Source organism: Hydrogenophaga sp. (assembly GCF_030158645.1).
Classification (GTDB): Bacteria; Pseudomonadota; Gammaproteobacteria; order Burkholderiales; family Burkholderiaceae_C; genus Hydrogenophaga.
Genome location: NZ_JAOASO010000012.1, coordinates 1 through 20,760, shown reverse-complemented (window position 1 = coordinate 20,760; position 20,760 = coordinate 1). Strand labels below are relative to the sequence as shown.

Genomic DNA, 20,760 nt, shown 5'->3' with positions numbered 1-20,760 from the left:
CGCGCACCGCATCGATGGACGGATGGCGCCCCGTGGCCAGCAATTTATCGCGTGCACGCAGCACTTCGGATTTGTAGATTCCGGCTCGGGCCATGGCTCACCTCTTTATTTCGTACCGTAGTATGTACCATGATATTACATACTATATAGGAGGTCAAGAAGTCGAGATTTCTGGATAAACTAACATTGGGTAATGGCAGATTATCCAACGTGATGCTGCATTCTCATTCGGACTGTAGAGAAGCTTTGCGGGGGTACCAGCGACTCTGGGTCGCGAGGAAATATTTATCAATTTCGTTCAGCTTCGGTTCACCCACTTCTTCCTAAGCTCCGTCTCACATCAACCAAGGAGCTTTCCATGAAACGTACTTCCATTCTTTGTCTGACCACGTTGCTGGCGGCGGGCGTCCAAGCCCAGACCTTCAACGACACTGCCCGCGTGCGCAACGTAGAACCGCGGTACGAGAACATCTCCGTGCCGCGCAACGAGTGCACCAGCCAGTGGGTGACCGAGCAGCAACCCGTGGCGGCTTCGCGCAATTACGGGGGGCTGGCGGTTGGCGGTGTGGCCGGCGCCTTGCTCGGCAACCAGGTTGGCAAGGGCCGCGGCCGAGACGCCGCCACCGCGCTCGGTGCCGTGGTCGGCGCGCTGGCAGCCGAGCACTTTGCCAACCAGAACAACTGGGGTGGTGGCTACCAGCAGGCATCCCAGCCGCAGCAGCGCCAGGTGCAGAACTGCCGCACTGTCAACGACGTGCAGTCCCGCCTCACGGGTTACCAAGTCGAATACGAGTACCGCGGCCAGGTCTACAGCACGGTGACCCGCGAGAACCCAGGCCGCACCTTGCCGATTCGCGTTTCATTCACTCCGATTGAGAGCGAGTACCAGGGTGGACGCCAATACCAGGGCAGGCGTGATGAACGTGGCGGACGCGAATACCTTGATACTTACAACCGATGAACACATTTGCCAAACTACTCTGCGCCACCCTGCTGCTGGCATCCAACCTGGCCTGGGCCGATCTGAGCCGCGACGACGCGGCTGCAGTGGCCCAGCGGGCCAGTGGCGGCCGCGTGCTGTCCGTTGAGAAGCTCGAGTCTTCGGGCCAGCCGGTATGGCGCATCAAGGTGGTTACGCCGGCTGGTGAGGTCCGCGTGATCCAGATTGACGTCGTCACTGGCCAGACCCGCTAAGGCCAACCTGCTGCAGCTTCAGACCAATGCGCTTGTTACTGATCGAGGACGATGCCGCGCTACGGCTCACCTTGGCCCGCCAGCTGGAGGCCGATGACTACCGGGTCGACCAGGCCAAGGACGGCGAAGAGGGTCTGTTTCTGGCGCGCGAGTACCCGGTCGATCTTGTCATCGTTGACCTGGGGTTGCCCAAGCTGAATGGGCTGACCATCGTGCAGCGTCTGAGGCAGGCCGGAAGCGCCCTGCCCATTCTGATCCTCACCGCGCGCGGCAGCTGGCAAGACAAAGTGGTGGGCCTGGAAGCCGGGGCCGACGACTACCTGGTCAAGCCTTTCGAATACCCGGAGCTGGCGGCGCGGCTCAAGGCCTTGCTGCGGCGCTCGCTGGGGGCCCCCACTGACATGCTGACGCTTGGCCCCCTCAGCATCGACCCGTCGGCGCAGGCGGTGCGGCTCAGCGGCGCGGTGCTGGAGCTCACAGCGTTCGAGTACCGCCTGCTCGAGCACCTGGTGCGCCAGCGCCCGGCCATCGTCACCAGGCAGGCGCTGTCGGACTACCTGTACCCGCACGGGGAAGACCGCGACAGCAACGTTCTGGAGGTGCTGGTGGGCCGCCTGCGGCGCAAGCTCGACCCCGACGGCAGCGTCGGCCCGATCGAGACCGTGCGGGGGCGGGGCTACCGGTTCACCCTCGAATGAAGGCCGGCTACTCCATTCGTACCCGCCTGCTTCTGGGTGCTGCGGTGGTACTGCTGGCATTTATGGCCGGCGCGGGGCTGGCGGTGCAGCGTGCGAATACCGAAAGCGTGCAGGCGGCCTATTTCGGCCGGCTGCAGAGCACCATCTACCTGCTGCTGGCCGCTGCCGAACTCGATGCTGGCGGAGCGCTGGTGATGCCGCCAGAGTTTGCGGAGCCGCGCCTGTCGCTTCCGGGTTCCGGCCTGTACGCGGGCATATATAACGTGCTGCGCAGGGATCAGTGGCAGTCGGCCTCGACCCTGGGCCTGCAGCCACCGTTCCGGCGCAGCCAGCAACCCGGTCAATGGCGCAACGAGACGGTGGATGGGGCCGGCAAGTCCTTCCTGTCGGTCAGCTATGCCGTCACCTGGAAGGCCTCCGAGCGTGAGGCACCGCTGGTGCTCACGGTGCTGGAGGACCGCGCGGCCTTCGACCGCGAAGTCGGTGCCTTCACCCGCACCCTTTGGCTCTGGCTGGGGGGTGCTGCCGTGCTGCTGTTGCTGGCGCAGCTGTGGCTGTTGCGGTGGGGCCTGGCGCCGCTGCGGCACGTGGCCAGCGAGATCCGGCGTATCGAAGATGGCGGGCAATCGCGCATCGAGGGCCGCTACCCTACCGAAATCTCCAGCCTCACGGACAACCTGAACAACCTGATTGAGCAGGAGCGCAAGCGTCAGGCCCGACATCGCGACGCGCTGAGCTTTCTCGCTCACAGCCTGAAGACTCCGCTTGCTGTTCTGCGCAGCGCCATGGCCGAGCCGGCGCAACTGCCAGCCACCGTAGCCCAGCAGGTGAGCCGCATGGATGACATCGTGCAGCACCAGCTGGGGCGCGCCATCGCCGGGGGCGCCGCGCGTTTTGCGCCGCCACTTCTGGTGGCGCCAATCCTGGAGCGCATTCGCGACGCGCTGGCCAAGGTGTATGCCGAAAGGGCATTGGACTTCAGCGTCGAGTGCCCAGCCGACCTGACCTGGCGCATCGACGAGGGCGACTTGTTCGAGATGCTTGGGAACCTGCTGGACAACGGGGCCAAGTGGGCGCGCACCCAGGTCCTGGTGCGGATATGGCGTGAGCCGGGATCCTTGTGCATTCGCATCGAGGACGACGGCCCTGGATTCAGCGACACCGAGTCCATCCTGCAGCTGCACGTGCGGGGGGACGAGCGAATGCCCGGGCACGGCGTTGGGCTGGCAGTGGTGAGCGACCTGGTGGCCAGCCACCATGGGGAGCTGAAGCTTTCAGGTGGCTCATTGGGCGGCGGGCGGGTTGACATCGTGTTGCCGGTGCCTTGAAGTGGCCTGCTCCTCAGAAAAAGGTCAATGCGGGCTGCTATAGATAGCGGAGCGTCGGCCGGTCAGGCTGACCACTGCCCTGCGTCAAATCTGGGCCGCATTCCATTACAGGCTAAGTCAGAAAGCCTGCTGTCCCAATGCTTGGAATCTTCTCGAAGGCGGACGCGCTGGTCTCCCCAACCTGTTCAATGGGCTTTGCAGAACAGTGGCAGCTGGCAACACGGTCAATCCGTACTCAGGGCACCCACTCCCTTGAGAGCAGATCAACGAACTGCAGGCCAAGCTCTCGGCCACACCGCAGATCGAATACGTGGCCGTTCTCAACGACGACCAGGCCAGCGCCTCCATGCTGGTGACCTTCGACCCGAAGAACGGCAAGCTCACGCTGCAGCGCGTGGGTAGCTTCCAGGAAGCGAGCGAGAAGTCGCTGCAGCTCAGGGCTCTGCCGCCTTCAAGCGGTCCGCGCTCGCTGTAGTCGGCAAAGCTATGTTGTTTGCAGCCCGTGGCAGGCGAAGCGGCCGTCTAAGATTTCGTGCGAGGGCTCGGCATTCAAAAACAGCGCCAACATCCACATCTAGGGCGCTAGCTAGCTTGGTGACTTCGATCCAAGAGGCTGCGCCCAAGTGTCTTCAAACAGCACATCGTCCAACGCGCAACGCGAGGCCCACCGCTGCCGTTGAAGCATCGGTTCCTCGTAAAAATCATGCACGGGACCGATGCACAACAAAGCGATCGGCTCGGCCCCGTCGGGCATTCCAAGCAGGCACGCCACAGCGATTGGGTCAAACAGCGAAACCCAACCCATTCCAAGCCCCTCGGCCCGGGCGGCCAGCCAGAGGTTCTGGATCGCGCAGGCGGTCGAGGCGAGGTCCATCTGTGGAAGTGTCCTGCGACCAAACACATGCTGCTCACGTCCATCTGCGAGCGCGACCACCCAGACCTCGGCCGCGTCATTGACACCCTCGACCTTGAGGCGCATGAAAGCCTCTTCCCGCTCACCCAACGCTCTCGCAGTCTGCACGCGTTCTTGCTCCACCAATGCCTGCAACTTGCACCGCAGCAACGGCGACGCCACCCGCAAAAAACGCCAGGGCTGCATGAAACCCACGCTGGGCGCATGGTGAGCGGCGGTGAGCAGCCGGCGCATCAGCTCCGGCGCAACCGTTCCCCCTGCGAAGTGACGCATATCGCGCCGTTCAAAAATGGCGCGGTAAACAGCGTCTCGCTCGGCCGGGGAGAAGGTCCGATCAAGGGCAGGTTTGTCGGGCATGGCGGGCTCAGTATTCGATGCCGCACGGCGACAGGATGTTCGCGTTGGATGCGTGCTTATTGTTGGTCAATTCGGTCAGCCCCTCGTTGATAGCTGCTGATCAGTTCGATCGTGCGATGCTCGCTGAAGCGCCGCACGAGAAGCTATCAGGCACCGCGATGTCGTGCAGTCTTCATTGCCTTTCTCGCTCAGGAACGATGATGCATATAATTTCGCGCCTACCGTCAAGGGCGTAGGTGATACCTTGGCACTCCCTCTCTCGGCCTTGTCGTAGGACTTCTCGGCCGTTGGCGTTTCACTCCGCATGGAAGTCTGGGCTCAGTTGCACTGTCTCGCCAATGATCAGCAAACCGGGATGGGGGCCGTAGGCCGGGGCCTGTTCAACCAGGCGGCGCAGGCTGCAGGCCACCACGGTTTGTGTGGAGCGCGTGCCGTCGCGTACGACGGCCGCTGGGGTGTTGGGGCTCAGGCCGTGGGCGATCAGCCGTTCCGCGATGTGGGCTAGACGTTGTATTCCCATGTAAAACACCCGCGTTTGTCCGGGGCGCGCCAGCGCCCGCCAATCGTGCGTGGCTTTGTCGTCGGCCAGATGTCCGGGCAGGAACACGCAGCTGGCCGCGAGGTCGCGGTGAGTGAGGGGGATGCCCGCTCCTGCCGAGCAACCGCTCGCGGCTGTAATGCCCGGTACGACCTCGAACGGTACACGTTGCGCTTGCATGGCTTGCACTTCCTCACCGCCACGTCCGAACACATAAGGATCTCCACCCTTGAGCCGCACCACTCGCCGGCCCGCCTTGGCGTGCTGCACCAGCAGGGCGTGGATTGCCTCTTGTGGAATGGCGTGATTTCCCAGGGCCTTGCCCGCGAACACGCGCTGCGCTCCTTGCGGAATCAGCGCCAGCACCTCGGGTGAGATCAGACGGTCGTACACAACCACGTCGGCCCTTTGCAAGCGATCAAGCGCGCGTTGAGTCATCAGGTCGGCCGGTCCGGGACCGGCGCCGACGATGGAGACAAAGCCCCTAATGTCCGACTCATTCGGCATCAACGCCTCCGGGGCCCTGATGAAACACCAGCTCTTGCACCACTTGTCCGCCGACCAAGTGCTGGTCGATGATGCGGTCCATGTTGGCTTCAGTGACGTTGTAGTACCAGGTGCCGTCGGGCTGCACGCACATCACCGGCCCGCCCTTGCAGGCGGCAAAGCAACTCACGCGGCTGCGCTTCACACGCAACTCGCCCTCGTGCAAACCAGCGGCCTTGAACTTGTTGCCAAGGCTATCGAACAGGGCCTGCGAGGCGCCATCCTGCGTACAACGTGGACCGGTGCAGACCAACAGGTGGCGCTTGTAGCCGCCGATGTGAGGCTTGATGGGTTCGTGCATATCAGACTTGGAAAGGAAGAGTGCGCGCGAAGCGCAAATCACAACGGTCCCCGATACCGTCGCGCCACACCGAAACACGGCTCAAGCGGAACTCCGTCAACCCCGCAAACTGGGCGATGAAAGCGCAGAGGTTTTCGAGGGTCGGAATGCCCAGGCCGGGTACCTCGTCCAGCAGCCGGTGGTCCAACTGCGCACGCACCTGCGTCACCAGCAAACGCAGCTGCCCCAAATCGACCACCATGCCCGTGTGGGGGTCAACCACACCCATCACCGCGACCTCGCCTCGGTAGGTGTGCCCATGTATACGCGTGCTGGCTTCGGTCTCGATCTCGCGCTGAAGGGTGTGCGCAGCGTCAAAGAAGAAACTTTGCGAAATTTCGTATGTCATCGGATTCCGACCATCTTGTGGGTTTGCAGGGTCAGGCGCCAGCGGGGGTCACGCAGACAGTAATCAATGGCCCAGAGGGTGTTTTCTTTCAACGCAGGGCCGTCCATGGGCTGCAGCAGATGGCGCTCGAAGTTCAGTTCGATCAACGCGTCCAGGTCGATGCCGGGCTGGGGAACAACAACTTTGAGCTCGTGGCCCGCACGTATCTTCAGGAATGTGCGTACCTTGGGACTGACGCACAGCCAGTCCACCCCTGCAGGCGCAGCGATCGTGCCATTGGTCTCCACCGCAATCTCAAACCCGCCGCGGTGCAATGCGTCGATCAACGCGGAATCGACCTGCAGCAACGGTTCACCGCCCGTCAGCACGACCAGCTTGCGCCCCGCCACCGATGCTGGCCATTGGACTGAAACCTGGTCCGCCAGTGCCTGGGCCGAATCGAACTTCCCCCCACCAGTGCCGTCCACGCCGACAAAATCGGTGTCCCAGAACTGGCATTGAGCGCTCGCGCGATCGGCTTCCCGCCCGGACCAGAGATTGCAACCGGCGAACCGGCAGAACACTGCCGCACGGCCGACGTTGCCGCCTTCACCCTGCAGGGTATAAAAAACTTCTTTGACCATGTAGCTCATGGAACGGATCTCGTGGGTGGCATCAGGTGGTGGTTGGCATAGTCCGCTCAGGGGCGAAGTGCGCGCGCAGGAGCGCCTTATTCGGCCTGATCCTCTGCATCCGCCGAAGGGGCCACCCCTTCCTCGACGGGTGTGTTGAGCACGGCTTCAACGTAGTCCACCGGCAGCCGGTGCTGCTGCGCCAGTGCGGCCAGGCTCGCGCCATCGGCATGGTCGGCACGCAGGTTCTCCATCCAACCCAGCAAGCCGGTGGAAAGCGAGCGTCCTGCTTTCTCGCCCGTGCGGGTGCTGCCACCGTCGTCCAGGTCGTACTTGTTGGCGTAGCCGCGCGGCGTGACCATCAGGCCGTGCTGCACGAAGGTGTGGCTGTTGCCGATCAGTACCGTGGTCAGCATGCCGATGTCGCACTCGCTCATCTTGTCCAGCGTGGTGAACTCGATGCGCTCGCGCCGCCGGTAGGCCGACTTGACCACCGCCACCGGGGTGTCGGGCCGGCGATGGCGCAGCAACAGCGCCTGTGCCTGCACGATCTGCTGGGTGCGGCGGCCGCTCTTGGGGTTGTAGAGCGCCACCACGAAGTCCGACGCCGCCACCGCGTCCAGCCGCCGCGCGATTACGGGCCAGGGTGTGAGCAGGTCGCTCAGCGAGATGGAGCAGAAGTCGTGCGTGAGGGGCGCACCCACCAGCGCCGCGCAGGCGTTGATGGCCGATGCACCCGGCACCACCTCAACCTGGACGCCCGACTCGGGCGTCCAGCCGGCCTGGAACAGCACCTCATAGGTCGGCCCGGCCATGCCATACACCCCGGCGTCTCCGCTGGAGATGAGGGCCACCTTCTTGCCCTCGCGGGCGCTGGCCAGGGCATGGACTGCGCGGTCCAACTCCTCGGTCATGCCCTTGCGGATGACCTCCTTGCCTTCCAGCAGATCGGCCACGAGCTTGATGTAGGTGACGTAGCCCACCACCACATCGGCCTCGGCGATCGCGTCTCGCGCGCGCTGGGTCATGTGATCGTGGCTGCCGGGGCCGATGCCCACCAGCATGATCTTGCCTTTGACGTCGCTCATTGCGGGGCTTTCATGGCTGGGGCACAGCCCGCATCCGAGCGCTCCAGCACGGCCGCCACGGCGGGGTGCAGCCAGCGCTGGAAGGCCAGGCCGGCCAACACGCCGATGCTCAGCCAGAACGACAGCGACAGCCAAGCGGTGGTCCAGATGAACTGGCTGCCCAGCTGGCGCAGCGCCACCTGGGCCTCACGCGTGAAACCGGCCAGCGGGTCGGCCATGATGTGCGGCGCTCCGACCACGAAGGGCAACGCCAGCCAGCCGGCTGCGACGGCCCAGCGCAGGGGGCTGCGCACCAGCGCCACCGCCGCACAGGCCAGCGCCGCACCACCCGCCGCGAGCACCCACCAGCCCTGGCGCGAACCCAGTCGGGCTGCGTCCATGCCGGGGATCTCGGCGTGCAGGCCCAGCGAAGGCCAGAAGTGAAAGCTCAACCAGCCGGCGGCGGCCACCCAGGCGGCCAAGGGCAAAGCGCGCAAGGCGCTGCCGCGCCACTGGCACACCGCCATCACGGCCAGCACGAGCAGCGCCATGCTGAACGCGTGCAGCACATTGGCCACCCAAGTCCAGATCTGGCGCTCCACCCCATCGGCGGGCGTCCATGTTTCTGCGTCGTCACCATGATCGTGCGCCGCACCGTCCCCGTGTGCGTGCGTGTCGGCAACCGCCAACGCAGTCTCCACCTTCTGGCTTTCGAGCCCTTCAGCCGCCAGGATGATCGGCATGGTTTGCCATTGCTGCAGGCCCGATTGCAAGCCCCCCACCAGCATGGCCACGGCCAGCGCCGCCCAGATCAATCGTCGAAAAATCATGAAACTCTCCATACACAGATAGGTGGCAACCCGTCGGCCGCGCGATCCGAAACGCCCTAAGTGCCCCAACCGGGAACGCGGTGGAGCCGGCTTTGCCGGGCCACACGCGTTGCCCCCTTGAGGGGGTCGCGCGAAGCGCGTCGGGGGTGACTCTCTTAATGACAAGGCTTGACCGTGACGTGGCGCACATCGTGCGCGGCGTTGTGCGCGATGGGGCTTTCAGCAAAAGCCACGCCGTACAGTACGACCAGGCCCAGCACGGCACCAGCGCACAGTTGCAGCAGCAGGCTACGCGTGGCGCTCACGCGCTGGTCGTCGGGGATGGGGGTGGTGGTGGATGAAGTCATGGCGTGCTCCGTTCAGGGGTGAGAAAAAGAAAACTGTCACAGCGGGCAATGGAAACCGTGGCGTTGCGCCCATCGGCGCCACGGTGTTTGAATTTTTCGACCAGCAAGGCGGTCATGGGCAAAGCCTGTTCGTGGCCGAAGACTCGGGCGCCTGCCAGCAGGGCCGCGGCCTCGCTGACCGATGGGGTGCCGGTGTACCGGCGCACGGTCTCCGACGGGTTGGGCACCGGCACCCCGGCGAGCTGGGCAGGGGTAAAGAAGGTCATGGCCCAGCCTTGTTTGGCGGCCAGGGCGAGGAGGCCTGCTTCGTCAGCCTTGAGCGTGATGCTGGCCGCTGCCACCACATCTGGGGCCAACGCCCCGGCCTGCGCGAGCGCCGCCCGCAACGCGTCCTGCAGCGTGGCCAGAGGCGTGCCGCGGTCGCAACCCAGGCCCACAGCCACGTTCACGCCTGCGTCTCCACCGGCGGGCGGTAAACGACCAGGCGCTCGTGCAGTTCGGCCCAGTGCGCGGCGGTCACTGGCGCGTGGGTGATCCACAGCACGGCCTTGAAACGCGCCAGGTCCACGTCGGCCAGGCGCTCGAAGCGGTGGATACTGGGCGGAAGCGGCGTGGGCCGGGTCCACCAGTGCGGGCTGCCCGCTTCCTGCACCACGGCCACCGGCTCGCCGTTGACCACGTGGGCCGACACACGCGTGATGTTGATCTTGGGTGCCTCAACCTTCCACCCCAACTCGCGACCCAGGATGTCCACCGGAATGGTCTTGCCCACGTCCGACGCCGTGGTCAGCACCGGCGTGGCGCCGAGCAGGGTGGCCACGGTTTCGGCCATGGCGTTGGCGCCGCCGACGTGACCGGACAGCACCGGGATCACGAACTGGGCCGCGTCGTCCACCACCAGCACGCCGGGGTCTTCGTCTTTGCTCTTGAGGTGCGGCGCGATCAGGCGAACCACGGCGCCCAGTGACACAAAAAACACCACCTGATCGAAGTCGGCGAACAGCGTGGCGATCTCGTCGCGAAAGGCTCCGCTGTATGAGCGCACCGAGTTGGGCAGACCCGCCATCAGCGGCGCGAACTTGGTCGCAACGCACACGTGGGCTCCGGGCATCTGGCGCGCGAGATCGGCAGTCTGCTCGGCGCCGTGTTTGGTGATCGCCACGAGGACGACGCGCACAGCAGTTTCTTGGGTGGTCATTCCTGGGTTTCCTCTTCTTCAATTTCGGTACTGGTCTTCTTGCGGCAGCCGCGTTGCATGTCGCCGCGCTCGCGCCCGGGGTTCTTAACCAGCAGCAGCGACAGGTAGTTGACCTTCGTGCCCTTGAGTTCGGCCACGTCGGTGACGATGCGCTCAACCGGTGAGCCGGCTTTTTCGATGAAGCGGCTGTGCGCCAGCAGGCCGCGCCGCTCCAGCAGGGTGATCAGATCGTCCAGCAGCGGCTTGACCTTCATCAGCACCAGGGTGTCGAAGTCGTCGAGCATCTTCTCCACCGCCGCGATGCCGTAGGCGGCGGGCACGATGGCGATGGTGTCGTCCTGCTCCGAGAGCGGCACCTGCAGCTGCGCGCAGGCAGCGTTGAACGAGGTCACGCCGGGCACGATCTCGATGCGGGCCCCCGGGTCCAGCTCGCGCAGCACGCGGGCCAGGTAACAGAAGCTGGCGTAGGTGGAGGCGTCACCCTCGACCAGGAACAGCACGTCCTGCCCGCTGGCCAGCATCTCGCGCACCGTCTCCGCCGCCTTCAACCAGTGGCGCGCCAACTTCTCGGCGTCGTGTGTCATCGGGAACAGCAGCGACTGGTGCTGCCCGGGCAGCGCCAGCCCGGCGCGCAGCGCGATGTCCAGCGCGTAGCTGTCCTTGCGCAGGCTGCGCACCGGGTAGGTCCAGATGGCGTCGCGCCGCTCCAGCAGTGCCCAGGCGCGGCGGGTGATCAGGCCCGGGTCGCCGGGACCGAGGGAGACGCCAAACAGCGTGCCAGTTTGCGTCATGCCACACCTCCGGTCTGCGCGCAGACGATCCACACCGGGTTCTCCGCCGCCATGCGGTGCATGTGCAGGATGGGCTTGCTGCGCGAGCCCTGTAACTGCAGCACGTCCCAGCTCGCACGCTGCTCCTTCAACGTGGCCACGGCCACCCCCAGGTTTTCAATCGTCACGAAGTTCATCACCAGCCAGCCCTGCGGTTGAAGTCGTTTCAAGATCAGCGCGATCAGCTCGGCCAACTCTCCGCCCGAGCCACCCACGAACACCGCGTCCGGGTCGGCCCAGGCTTGCAGGCCCTCGGGCGCCTTGCCGTGCAGCAGGGTGTGGTTGCTGATGCCCATGGCCAGGCGGTTGCGCTGCACTATGGCCGCGTCGTCCGCGTTCTTTTCGATCGCGTACACATGGCCGTTGCGGCACAGGCGCGCCGCCTCCAGGCCCACCGCGCCCGAACCCGCGCCGATGTCCCAGACCACGCTGTCGGCGCGCAACTGCAGACGCGCCAGCGACACCGCGCGCACCTCGTGCTTGGTGATCAGCCCCTTCTCGGGGTGGCGCTGCTCGAAGCTCGCGTCCGGCAGACCCAGCAGCACCTGCGGCGCGCGCAGGCGGGTGCGCCAGAGCAGCACGACGTTGGGGTCGGCAAAGGGCATCTGCGCGGCGGCGCTGAGGGACATGCCGCTGACGATGCGTTCTTCGGGCTGGCACAAGCGTTCGGCCACGGCCATCTCGACCTCGTCCGCCAGACCCTCGGCGATCAGCATGCGAGCGATCCGGTCGGGGGTGTTGTCCGGGCTGGTCAGCACAGCCAGGCGGTCGTGCTGGCGGATATCGCGCAGCAGCGCGTACAGCCCGTGATTGGGAGGTGAGCCCGGCACCCAGTCGCCCGCGTCCTTGCTGTGCACGGAGGAGAACTTCATGTCCTGCCAGGGCAGGCCCAGCCGGGCGCAGGCGAGCTGTAGCGTGGACACGTTCGGCATCACCTCGATGGCCTCGATGCACAGGCGTGACGCGAGGTAGGCTGCGATGCCGTGGCACAGCGGATCGCCGGTGGCCAGCACCACCACACGCCGGCCCTCGGCCTGCGCGGCGCGGATCCACTCGGGCACCTGCGACAGCGCGCCGCTCAGGTCGTGCTGCACCGCGTCGGGCGAGATGTGCGCAGCCAGGAGCTGCAGCGTGCGCGTGCCGCCGATCACAAGTTGGGCCGCCCGCAGGTGCTGCAGCGCCGTGGTACCGAGGCTGGCAACGCCATCGTCCAGCACTCCAACGATGCGGCATTTGTCGATCACGGGAGCCACTTCCATGTCAGCCTTCCGCCTGCGCAATCTTGCGACCGTCAAAGTCGCAGACCAGCACCTGCAATTCAAATTGATCGGGGTAGCGCGTGCGCAGGGTCTGGATGACCTTCTGCGCCAGCGCGGTGTGGAACGCGCTGCCAAGGCCCAGCGCGTCCATGCGCTCGCCAGCGTAGCGCGCCGTCTCGTTACCGCGAATGGCCTCGCACACCTCGGGAGGCGCTCCCACGCGAGCGGCCAGATCGGCCAGCAGGCCGGTGTCCACCTCGGCGCGGCCCGCGTGGGTGATGGTTTCACCCTGGGCGATCTTGGTCAGCTTGCCGACCATGCCACCTATGATTACCTTCTTTAGCCCGGCCTTCACCGCCGCGCCCATGGCGTAACGCAAGAAATCGCCCATCTGCACGAACGCCGGCTCGGGCAGTTCGGGCATTTCTTCCATCACAAATTTTTCGGTGCGCCCGCCGGTGGTCAGCACCACCACGCCGTGGCCCAGCGTGCCCGCCACCTGCACGCCCTGCACCACGCTGGCGCGGTAGGCGGCGGTGGAATACGGCTTGACGATGCCGGTGGTGCCCAGGATGGAGATGCCGCCCAGGATGCCCAGGCGCGCGTTCAGCGTCTTCTTGGCCATCTCTTCGCCCTGCGGCACCGAGATACGCACCTCCAGGCCCATCTCGTCCAGCAGGCCCTGCCCCACCAGGCGAACATTGGCCTCGATGTTGCGGCGCGGCACCGGGTTGATGGCCGGGCCGCCCACCGCCAAGCCGAGGCCGGGCATGGTGACCGTGCCGACGCCGACACCGCCCGCCAGCACGACCTGACCCGGCTGCCCGGGCAGCAGGTGCAGGTCGGCGGTGAGGTGGGCCTTGTCGGTGCAGTCCGGGTCGTCGCCCGCGTCCTTGATCACCATGGCGTGGGCGGTGCATTGGGTGCCGCTGCCGTCCACCCGGCCGTCCTGCACGGCGAAGCGCACCACGTCGCCGTTGGGCAGCAGGCACTCGACCTCGCCGGGCACCTCTCCCGTGATCAGGCCGATGGCGGCCGCGCGCGCCGCCGCAGCGGAACACGCACCGGTCGTGAAACCGGTGCGCGTGCCGCGGGGCGCGTCTTTTTTCATCATGCGGCCAGTTCCCTGGCTTCGGCCAGGCCCAGCAGCGCGTGGATCGCGGCAACCACCAGGGTGGAGCCGCCCTTGCGGCCACGGATCACGATCCATGGCACATCGGTCTCCAGCGCCATCAGATCCTTGGACTCTGCCGCCGACACGAAACCCACCGGCATGCCCACCACCAGAGCAGGGCGCGCACCCTCTTCATGGATCAGGCGCACGATCTCGATCAGCGCCGTGGGCGCGTTGCCGATGCCGACGATGGCACCGTCGATCAGGCCCAGTCGGTGTGCCTTGCGCATGGCTTGCACCGCGCGGGTGGTGCCTTCGGCCTTGGCCTGCTCGATCACGTCCGGGTCGGAGATGAACTGGTGCGTGCTCATGCCGAAGTGCCCCAGGCGCGGCGCCGACAGGCCGACACAGATCATCTCCACATCCGCCACCACACGGGTTGCGCGAGACAAGATCGAGGTCACCCCCCGCTCCACCGCCTGGGGATGGAAATCGGTCAGGCCGTTGAAGTCGAAATCGGCATTGGCGTGGATCATGCGGCGCACGATGGGCCACTGTTCGGGCATGTAGGGGTGAGAAAGCACCTCGCGGTCGATCACGGCAAACGAGTCGTGCTCGATGGCGCGACCCGCTGCAGTGAGCTGCTCGGTGATGACGTTGGCCGTCTCAGGCGTTGGCATGGTCATGGGGGCGCTTGTGGCCATGGGCATGGTCGTACTCATGCGCGTGTACAGGTGCGTGGGGGTGTTCATGCGTCAGCATGGTCGTGCGTGTGGTCGTGACTGTGCGGCAACGCGTCGTCGTGGTGGTGACCTCCCATGCCGTGTTCCTCGGCAAAGCTGCGGTATTTGCAGCCGTCGCAAGGCATCAGCGCAACCGGCGCGTTGCGCCGCATGTCGTTTACGCGCTGCTCCAACAACTCGACAATTTCCTTCTCGAACCCAAAGTATTTGGTGGAGGCGAAACGCAGCGTCGGGTACTGAGCCTTCAAGTGCTCGACCTGACGGGTGATGCGCTCCACCAGCGTGCCGTTGAACAGGTAGTACGGCAGCACCACCACCTGCTTCATGCCGAGCATGCTCTGGCGCTGAACCGTCTTTTCCAAGCGCGGGTGAGTGATGCCGGTGAAGGCGAGGTCCACCAGATCGTGGTCGGTTTCCTCCAGCAACCAGCGCGCCATCTTGGCCATGTCGCCGTTGGCCTGCCGGTCCGACGAACCGCGCCCCAGCAGCACCACGCCGGTGGTGCTGGGGTCGGGCATGTCGAGCGCCTGCATCGCGCCCTTGAGGCGGCGGCGCAGGATGGCCAGGATCGGGTCGCAGGCACTCAAGTGCGGCGCATACAGGAACTGCACCAACGGGAACTGGAGGCGGGCGCCATCGATGGCCTGCGGAATGTCCATCTTCACGTGGCCCGCCGCGTTCAAGATCAGTGGCACCACCATCACGCGGCTGGCGCCGGTGGCGGCGCGCTTCAGGCCCTCGCTCATGGTGATCTCGGAAAACTCGATGAAGCAGACCTCGATGCGCCAGCCCGGCTGGCGCTGGCGCCACTGTTCGGCGAAGGAAAAGATCTCGTCGTTGCCCGAGGCTTCGCGCGAGCCGTGGCCCACCAGCAGAATGGATTCGGTGTTCATGGAGCGTCCGATGTGAGGGTTGAAGCGGGCACGCTGGCGCGCCGGAAACGGTGGGTGAAACTGGCGTCGTACAGCTTGGATTTCGCCAGGGTGGTCCATTGGCGCGCGCCCAGCGTGGGGCTGGCGATCACCATGGACTGGCTGGCGATTCTGGCGTCGCGGCACAGGGCCTGAATAGTGGCGACCGTGCCGCGCACGATCTTTTCCTCGCCCGGCCAGCTGGCCTTGTGCACCACCACCACCGGCGCGTCGGGCGACCAGCCCGCCGCCAGCAACTCGGCCGACACCTTGCCCAGCAAGGTGATGCTCAGGAAGATGCACAGCGTGCTGTGGTGCGCAGCCAGCTCACGCAGCGACTCGCCCTCGGGCATGGGGGTTCGTCCCTCGACGCGGGTGAAGATCACGGTCTGCGTGACTTCGGGCAGGGTCAGGCTCTCCACTGCTGCTGCCGCGCTGGCCATTGCCGACGAAACACCCGGTACCACCTGGATGGCGACGTCCGCCGCGTCCAGCGGCTGCACCAGCTCAATCAGCGCGCCGTAAAGGCCAGGATCGCCGGTCTGTAGCCGCACCACCGTATCGCAGCGGGCGGCATGCTCGATGAGCCAAGCAGACATCTGCTCCAGGGTCATGTTCTTGCTGTCGGCAATCGCGCAGCCTGCTGAGGCCCAGCGCAGGGCGGCTTCGCTGACGAGCGAACCCGCAAACAAGATCGCGCCGGCTCGCTCAATCAAGCCACGACCCTTGACCGTGATCAACTCCGGATCGCCAGGACCAGCGCCAACGAACCAGACCGTGCCCGACGTCATGCTTCATCTCCTGTTTGAATCCTCGACGACTCTGTCAGGATCACAAATACGTGCTGCGTACGCACTTTGCGAACGCTTTGACAACCTGTGCGTGAGCCAGCCCCGTCCACGAAGAACCTCCTTATGTTCTGCGCGTCGTGCATCACAGGTATGTGACCGAGCTCTCGGAACGTGCTCCGCACGCGGACAGGCGACCTAAGCTCCGGGGCCCCCACTTTGATGCCCAATGCGCACGGATACTCTATGGCCTCTTGCGGCAGACAGCGGGTGCTCAACTGGTCCTGGTTCATGCCAACACCTCCGGCAGAAAAAGCGCCGCTGCGGCCGTTGGACTGGACGCCATCCAGGCGTGGAAATAACTGGCTCGCAAGGCACCTCGTTGGTACACCGCCTCGCCAGCGCACTTTGCACCACCACGCGCGGAGGCCGTATGTAGCACCGGCTCCAGAGCTGTTTCGCAGACTGAATAGTGGAAGGTGTGTCCTCGCAGTTCGCCTGTCGCCAGTTCCAGCTTCTGTGGTCCCAGCGCGGCAAGTCGTGGCTGCATTCGCACCACACCCGGGAACAGACCCCACGACACATGGCTGCGCCCCTCCAAGTCCACTATTGCGTCGAACAGCACCATCATTCCGCCGCACTCGGCCCAGACCGGGCGTCCCGTGTTGACATGGACCACCAGACTGTCGCGGGTTGTGTCGCTGATCGACAAAGTTTCTGCGTGCAGCTCGGGGTAGCCACCGGGCAACCAGATTGCATCGCATGTGGGCACGGGATCGTTGGCCAGTGGCGAGAAAAACACCACCTGCGCACCCAACGCGCGCAAGGTGTCCAGGTTGGCAGCGTAGATGAAGCAGAACGCAGCATCACGCGCCACCGCCACCGTCTTTCCGGCCAACAGGGGCGCTATCGAAGGGCGCTCGGTAGGGGCGTCAAAGCTGACCGACCAACGCGCAAGATCGGCCGAGTCCAGCTTGCCCAGCGGCGTGCTAAGCAAGGCGTCGGCAGCGGCATCGAGCCGGGCCATTGCATCGAGCAACTCGCTCGCCACTGTCAGCCCCAGGTGGCGTTCGGGCAAGGCGAACGCAGGGTTGCGCATCACCGCACCCAACCAACGCGAAGCCGCCTCTCCGTCTTGCGAAGGCAGAGCATCTTGCAACATCTGTGCGTGCCGTCCGCTGGCCACGCGGTTAGCCAGAACTCCGGCCCAAGGCAGGCCCGGGCGGAAGTGCTGCAGACCAAAGGCCAGCGCTCCGAAGGTGCCCGCCATGGCCGATGCATCGATCACAGCCAGCACATGCAGGCCGAAGCGCCGCGCCAGATCCGCCGCACTCGGTTCGCCATCAAACAGGCCCATGCCCCCCTCAACGATGATCAAGTCGGCCTCTTGCGCAGCGACGTGTAGGCGCGCGCGGATGTCGAGCTCACCTGTCATCCACAGATCCAAGTTGTGCACCGGGTGGCCCGTTGCCAGCGCGAGCCACATCGGATCCAAGAAGTCAGGTCCGCATTTGAACGCCCGTACCTTTCGCCCAGCGCGCGCGTGAAGACGCGCCAACGCGGTGGTGACCGTGGTCTTGCCCTGACCGGACGCCGGGGCAGCCACGAGAATGGCGGGGCACATGGTGATCACTGTTGAGACTCTGCGTTGAGCGTCACGCAAGCCACTCGTCCCGGCAGGTTATGGCCGGTAGTGGTTTCGTCGAGCTTTCCACCCACACTGTTCAGGCACAGGCCCCTCGGCGTATCTCCTTCTACGGCGCGCCGGACGTATAACCGCCGACTCCAAAGACACGGCGGTGGATGCTCGTTAACTGAGTTGTCTAAGGCAACGGTCTCAAGACGCATGAAGGCGCCCCGGAGCACTTGTCCCATCGAACGCCCCGCAACGTCAGCGGCATTGGATACGGATGCCACAACGCCACTGGACAGGGCATTCGACCAGGGGTTCGCCATCGTGGCGGTCGCCGCAGTACCCGCCAGTGAGAAAAATTGCGGAGGCCGGGCGTGCGAAAGACAAGCCATCAAGCCAGTGGCGTCCCATCGGGGAACGCGCAGGTTGCGAAATTTCATGCGAAGGAAGCAGACCGGATCACGGGCTCTCACCGCCTTCCCCGACGGTGCTTGAGCGTCACGGCAGCACACCTGTTGCCAGACGCACCACCACCCTGTTGGCCGGTATCCGGGCTGACAGAACGACCTCCATCGCCTTCCCAGACGACTCGGTTGTCGTCCAGTGGCTGCGTGATGAAAGCTGAGTCGCCTGAACAATTCAGGCTTCTCGTCTGCTTACCGTTGCGGGGGCAGCGCAGGTTAGGTTCGTCCTTGTGGACTCGCCCTCCTGCTTCCCGTTGAACTGCGGCATGTGAACCACGCCGCGAGCACCAACGAAACAGAGTCTAGCAGGCTGCCGAAATACCTGCGGGCCAATCTACCGCCACAACGTGAATCGCTCGGGGGCCAGTTTCGGCGTTTGCTCGGCGGCAACTGCACTTTGTCGGTACCGCCACTGGCAGTCCACTGCCCTTGATCAATTCGGCGCTCAAGACGGGATTTCTTGACGTGCCCTTGTGTTTTGGCAAGAAGGAATTCACTTGCGCTGCGTTACACGGCTCGGTGGAGCGCATGCGGGCTGGGACGGATTGCTGACTTGAGGGTGCCTTGGCGCATCAAGGCTCGCGTGGACAACCGCTCCCGGACCCTGCATCGAGGTGGTGCATCAACACAGGCGCCATGGAGCGCAAGATCTGCACCGGCAGGCCGGAGGTGAAGCGGTGGTCAGCCGCGTTCGGTCCCACCACGTAGGCGGTCACGCTGCCGAAGTGCCTTGGTCCCAGGTAAAAAACGAAGGTGGCCGTGCGGTTCAGGGCCAGGCCGCCGCGCCCTTTCACCACCACGCGGTTGTCGCCGGTGCCGGTCTTGCCACCGGGCGACAGGTCTGCTCCCGAGGCAGACTGGAAGCTGCCGGCGAGCAGCCGGGCCGTGCCCGCCTCCACCACTTCCGACAAAGCTCTTTTCAACGCCAGAGCCACCTCGGGCGCCATGACCCGCTCACCCACCACTGGTGTGGGCCGCAGTGCGGTCTCCCACGGCGTGCCCTGCGCAAAATGCAAGTCTGAAATGCGGTGCGTGGGACGGCGGATACCACCGTTGACGACGATGCCCATCAACTCGGCCAGCGCGGCGGGTCGGTCCCCGGAGCTGCCCAGGGCCGTGGCCAGCGAAGGCACCAGATGGCCGAAGGGGTAGCCAAGGCGAGCCCACCGCCGGTGGATATCTAGGAAAGCCTCCACCTCCATCATGGTGTAAATGCGTGCGTCCTGGGCGTCCTTGGCACGCGTGCGAAACAGCCAGCGGTAGACCGCTTGGCGCTCGGCGGCACTGGCGGCGATCGCCTCGCTTAGGGTAGCGTCGGGGTGTTGCAGGCGGAAGGCCACCAGCCAGAGTTCCAGCGGGTGCACCCGGGCCACATAACCGCGATCCGGTAGGTCCATGGTGTCGGGCGCGAAACGCTTGTACAGCACGGCCACACGGGGCGCAGTGTGGGCCTGGTCGCCCAGCTGCGCCGATAGATAAACACCCAGGGCGTCGGGCGATGCGGCGGGCTCCAAGTAACGGAACACTGCGGTCAGCCGGTCGGCGCCAGGGCGCAGCCCGTCGAGCAGCATGTCGCGCAGTTCGGCCGGGGTGCGGTTGTCGGTCTTGCGCCAGAAGCGGCGCAGGAAGGCCTGGCCTTCGCGGTCGGCAAGCAGTTCTGGCAGCAGTCGAGACTGCTCTGGAAGCCAGTGTGGCCACCAAAACCCACATATTGAATGTTTTGCATCGACTCATAGACGGAAAGACGGCTGTGGCGGAAGTCAAGGCGCCCCAGGCATTGAAGCTATCGACGGAGCCGCAGGCAAACGTCCTGCGATATGACACTTTGCGCACCGCACGAGTCAATGAGGAGGTCCGCCATGGCACATGATTTGGCAACGACCTCCATCGTCGCACTTCTTAAAAGCCTCAAGATGCATGGCATGGCCCACGCAGTTGCAGAGCTGGGTGAGCAAGGGGCGCCTGCATTCGAAGCGGCACAACCCATTCTTGCAAAACTGCTAAAGGCGGAAACGGCTGAGCGGGAAGTGCGTTCGATGGCTTATCAGATGAAGCTCGCTCGATTCCCTGCCTACCGAGATCTTGCCGGGTTTGACTTTGCACAGAGCGAGGTAAATGAGGCCATGGTCCGGCAACTGCACAGAGGTGACTTCCTTGACAAGGCATACAACGCTGTCCTGGTTGGAGGGCCTGGCACTGGGAAGACCCATCTGGCTACAGCTATCGGCGTCCAGGCCATCGAGAACCAACATCGCCGCGTTCGCTTCCTCTCGACCATTGAACTGGTCAATGCGTTGGAGGTCGAGAAGTCGAGTGGGAACGCGGGGCAGCTGGCAAATCGACTGATGCATGTCGACTTGGTCATTCTGGATGAGCTGGGCTACCTTCCCTTCAGCGAGTCAGGAGGGGCGCTGCTGTTTCACTTGCTGTCCAAGCTCTATGAGAGGACGAGCGTCGTGATCACCACGAACCTGAGCTTCGGTGAATGGTCCAGTGTCTTCGGTGATGCGAAGATGACGACGGCGCTTTTGGATCGACTGACGCACCGATGCCATATTCTGGAGACCGGAAACGACAGCTATCGGTTCAAAAATAGTTCAGCAGGCCCCAAGTCCGAAAAGGAGAAAACGAAGCACTTATCCACAACGTGAGCTGCTTTGCTCACACAAGCGGGTGGGTCAGCATTCGATGGAAATCTCGGG

At 64.7% G+C, this 20,760-nt stretch carries 22 protein-coding genes, 3 pseudogenes and 1 riboswitch; of the genes and pseudogenes, 7 read left to right on the top strand and 18 right to left on the bottom strand.

From position 1 onward, the window contains the following. Window positions 1-358: 358 nt before the first annotated feature. The 5 genes and pseudogenes from Q1W68_RS00655 to Q1W68_RS00635 form a co-directional block, all read left to right on the top strand. Entirely contained in the window at window positions 359-961 is a 603-nt protein-coding gene (locus Q1W68_RS00655; protein WP_300651069.1) for a glycine zipper 2TM domain-containing protein, read from the top strand. Further along, a complete protein-coding gene (locus tag Q1W68_RS00650) occupies window positions 958-1,194 on the top strand; it encodes a PepSY domain-containing protein (protein ID WP_300651067.1) in 237 nt (78 codons plus the stop codon). Before Q1W68_RS00655 ends, Q1W68_RS00650 begins: the two co-directional genes overlap by 4 nt. A 26-nt stretch (window positions 1,195-1,220) precedes the next feature. Continuing rightward, window positions 1,221-1,892 (top strand): response regulator transcription factor, encoded by a 672-nt coding sequence (locus Q1W68_RS00645; protein ID WP_300715425.1) that lies wholly within the window; start codon window positions 1,221-1,223, stop codon window positions 1,890-1,892. Beyond that, window positions 1,889-3,220 (top strand): ATP-binding protein, encoded by a 1,332-nt coding sequence (locus Q1W68_RS00640; RefSeq protein WP_300651063.1) that lies wholly within the window; start codon window positions 1,889-1,891, stop codon window positions 3,218-3,220. The genes Q1W68_RS00645 and Q1W68_RS00640 overlap by 4 nt, the downstream gene beginning before the upstream one ends. A gap of 277 nt (window positions 3,221-3,497) precedes the next feature. Then, window positions 3,498-3,692: pseudogene (locus Q1W68_RS00635) on the top strand (RNA polymerase subunit sigma-70); the annotation flags it as partial. Between the two features lie 114 nt (window positions 3,693-3,806). On the opposite strand, the gene bluB reads toward Q1W68_RS00635, so the two are convergent. The 18 genes and pseudogenes from bluB to Q1W68_RS00545 form a co-directional block, all read right to left on the bottom strand. Next, on the bottom strand, window positions 3,807-4,490 hold the full coding sequence (bluB, locus tag Q1W68_RS00630; protein ID WP_300651061.1) for a 5,6-dimethylbenzimidazole synthase: 684 nt from the start codon (window positions 4,488-4,490) through the stop codon (window positions 3,807-3,809). Between the two features lie 295 nt (window positions 4,491-4,785). Next, on the bottom strand, window positions 4,786-5,535 hold the full coding sequence (cobA, locus tag Q1W68_RS00625) for a uroporphyrinogen-III C-methyltransferase (protein ID WP_300651059.1): 750 nt from the start codon (window positions 5,533-5,535) through the stop codon (window positions 4,786-4,788). Continuing rightward, the gene (locus tag Q1W68_RS00620; protein ID WP_300651058.1) at window positions 5,525-5,875 is read right to left on the bottom strand and encodes an NAD(P)H-dependent oxidoreductase subunit E; all 351 of its coding nucleotides are present in this window, start codon (window positions 5,873-5,875) and stop codon (window positions 5,525-5,527) included. The genes cobA and Q1W68_RS00620 overlap by 11 nt, the downstream gene beginning before the upstream one ends. 1 nt (window position 5,876) lies before the next feature. Beyond that, the gene (locus tag Q1W68_RS00615) at window positions 5,877-6,263 is read right to left on the bottom strand and encodes a 6-carboxytetrahydropterin synthase (protein ID WP_300651055.1); all 387 of its coding nucleotides are present in this window, start codon (window positions 6,261-6,263) and stop codon (window positions 5,877-5,879) included. After that, window positions 6,260-6,895 (bottom strand): 7-carboxy-7-deazaguanine synthase, encoded by a 636-nt coding sequence (gene queE / locus Q1W68_RS00610; RefSeq protein WP_300651052.1) that lies wholly within the window; start codon window positions 6,893-6,895, stop codon window positions 6,260-6,262. Before queE ends, Q1W68_RS00615 begins: the two co-directional genes overlap by 4 nt. A 77-nt stretch (window positions 6,896-6,972) precedes the next feature. Further along, window positions 6,973-7,962: a precorrin-3B C(17)-methyltransferase gene (gene cobJ, locus Q1W68_RS00605; protein WP_300651050.1), complete on the bottom strand. Its 990-nt coding sequence runs from the start codon at window positions 7,960-7,962 to the stop codon at window positions 6,973-6,975. After that, window positions 7,959-8,771 carry a CbtA family protein gene (locus tag Q1W68_RS00600; RefSeq protein WP_300651048.1) on the bottom strand — a complete coding sequence of 271 codons (813 nt, stop codon included), beginning with the start codon at window positions 8,769-8,771 and terminating at the stop codon, window positions 7,959-7,961. Before Q1W68_RS00600 ends, cobJ begins: the two co-directional genes overlap by 4 nt. Window positions 8,772-8,926: 155 nt before the next feature. Further along, a complete protein-coding gene (locus Q1W68_RS00595) occupies window positions 8,927-9,118 on the bottom strand; it encodes a CbtB domain-containing protein (protein ID WP_300651045.1) in 192 nt (63 codons plus the stop codon). Further along, window positions 9,115-9,567 (bottom strand): cobalamin biosynthesis protein, encoded by a 453-nt coding sequence (locus Q1W68_RS00590; RefSeq protein ID WP_300651043.1) that lies wholly within the window; start codon window positions 9,565-9,567, stop codon window positions 9,115-9,117. The genes Q1W68_RS00595 and Q1W68_RS00590 overlap by 4 nt, the downstream gene beginning before the upstream one ends. Next, the gene (locus Q1W68_RS00585) at window positions 9,564-10,316 is read right to left on the bottom strand and encodes a cobalamin biosynthesis central domain-containing protein (protein ID WP_300651041.1); all 753 of its coding nucleotides are present in this window, start codon (window positions 10,314-10,316) and stop codon (window positions 9,564-9,566) included. Before Q1W68_RS00585 ends, Q1W68_RS00590 begins: the two co-directional genes overlap by 4 nt. After that, window positions 10,313-11,107 (bottom strand): precorrin-2 C(20)-methyltransferase, encoded by a 795-nt coding sequence (gene cobI / locus Q1W68_RS00580; protein WP_300651038.1) that lies wholly within the window; start codon window positions 11,105-11,107, stop codon window positions 10,313-10,315. The genes Q1W68_RS00585 and cobI overlap by 4 nt, the downstream gene beginning before the upstream one ends. After that, entirely contained in the window at window positions 11,104-12,405 is a 1,302-nt protein-coding gene (gene cbiE / locus Q1W68_RS00575) for a precorrin-6y C5,15-methyltransferase (decarboxylating) subunit CbiE (RefSeq protein ID WP_300651037.1), read from the bottom strand. Before cbiE ends, cobI begins: the two co-directional genes overlap by 4 nt. A gap of 1 nt (window position 12,406) precedes the next feature. Continuing rightward, the gene (locus Q1W68_RS00570; protein WP_300651034.1) at window positions 12,407-13,519 is read right to left on the bottom strand and encodes a cobalt-precorrin-5B (C(1))-methyltransferase; all 1,113 of its coding nucleotides are present in this window, start codon (window positions 13,517-13,519) and stop codon (window positions 12,407-12,409) included. After that, window positions 13,516-14,199 carry a precorrin-8X methylmutase gene (locus tag Q1W68_RS00565; RefSeq protein ID WP_300651072.1) on the bottom strand — a complete coding sequence of 228 codons (684 nt, stop codon included), beginning with the start codon at window positions 14,197-14,199 and terminating at the stop codon, window positions 13,516-13,518. Before Q1W68_RS00565 ends, Q1W68_RS00570 begins: the two co-directional genes overlap by 4 nt. Further along, window positions 14,186-15,155: pseudogene (locus tag Q1W68_RS00560) on the bottom strand (sirohydrochlorin chelatase). Before Q1W68_RS00560 ends, Q1W68_RS00565 begins: the two are co-directional and overlap by 14 nt. Next, on the bottom strand, window positions 15,152-15,964 hold the full coding sequence (cobM, locus tag Q1W68_RS00555; protein WP_300651031.1) for a precorrin-4 C(11)-methyltransferase: 813 nt from the start codon (window positions 15,962-15,964) through the stop codon (window positions 15,152-15,154). The pseudogene Q1W68_RS00560 and the gene cobM overlap by 4 nt, the downstream one beginning before the upstream one ends. A 286-nt stretch (window positions 15,965-16,250) precedes the next feature. Next, window positions 16,251-17,585, bottom strand: coding sequence for a cobyrinate a,c-diamide synthase (locus tag Q1W68_RS00550; RefSeq protein WP_300651028.1), 1,335 nt, complete (start codon window positions 17,583-17,585; stop codon window positions 16,251-16,253). 531 nt (window positions 17,586-18,116) lie between these two features. Further along, window positions 18,117-18,365, bottom strand: a riboswitch (cobalamin riboswitch). A 265-nt stretch (window positions 18,366-18,630) separates the two neighbouring features. Then, the gene (locus Q1W68_RS00545) at window positions 18,631-19,629 is read right to left on the bottom strand and encodes a penicillin-binding transpeptidase domain-containing protein (RefSeq protein WP_300651075.1); all 999 of its coding nucleotides are present in this window, start codon (window positions 19,627-19,629) and stop codon (window positions 18,631-18,633) included. A 77-nt stretch (window positions 19,630-19,706) separates the two neighbouring features. Between Q1W68_RS00545 and Q1W68_RS00540 the strand changes: the two are divergent. Both Q1W68_RS00540 and istB read left to right on the top strand, forming a co-directional pair. Beyond that, window positions 19,707-19,928: pseudogene (locus tag Q1W68_RS00540) on the top strand (IS21 family transposase); the annotation flags it as partial. After that, window positions 19,918-20,709: an IS21-like element helper ATPase IstB gene (istB, locus tag Q1W68_RS00535; RefSeq protein ID WP_300651026.1), complete on the top strand. Its 792-nt coding sequence runs from the start codon at window positions 19,918-19,920 to the stop codon at window positions 20,707-20,709. The pseudogene Q1W68_RS00540 and the gene istB, both read left to right, overlap by 11 nt. Window positions 20,710-20,760: the final 51 nt, after the last annotated feature.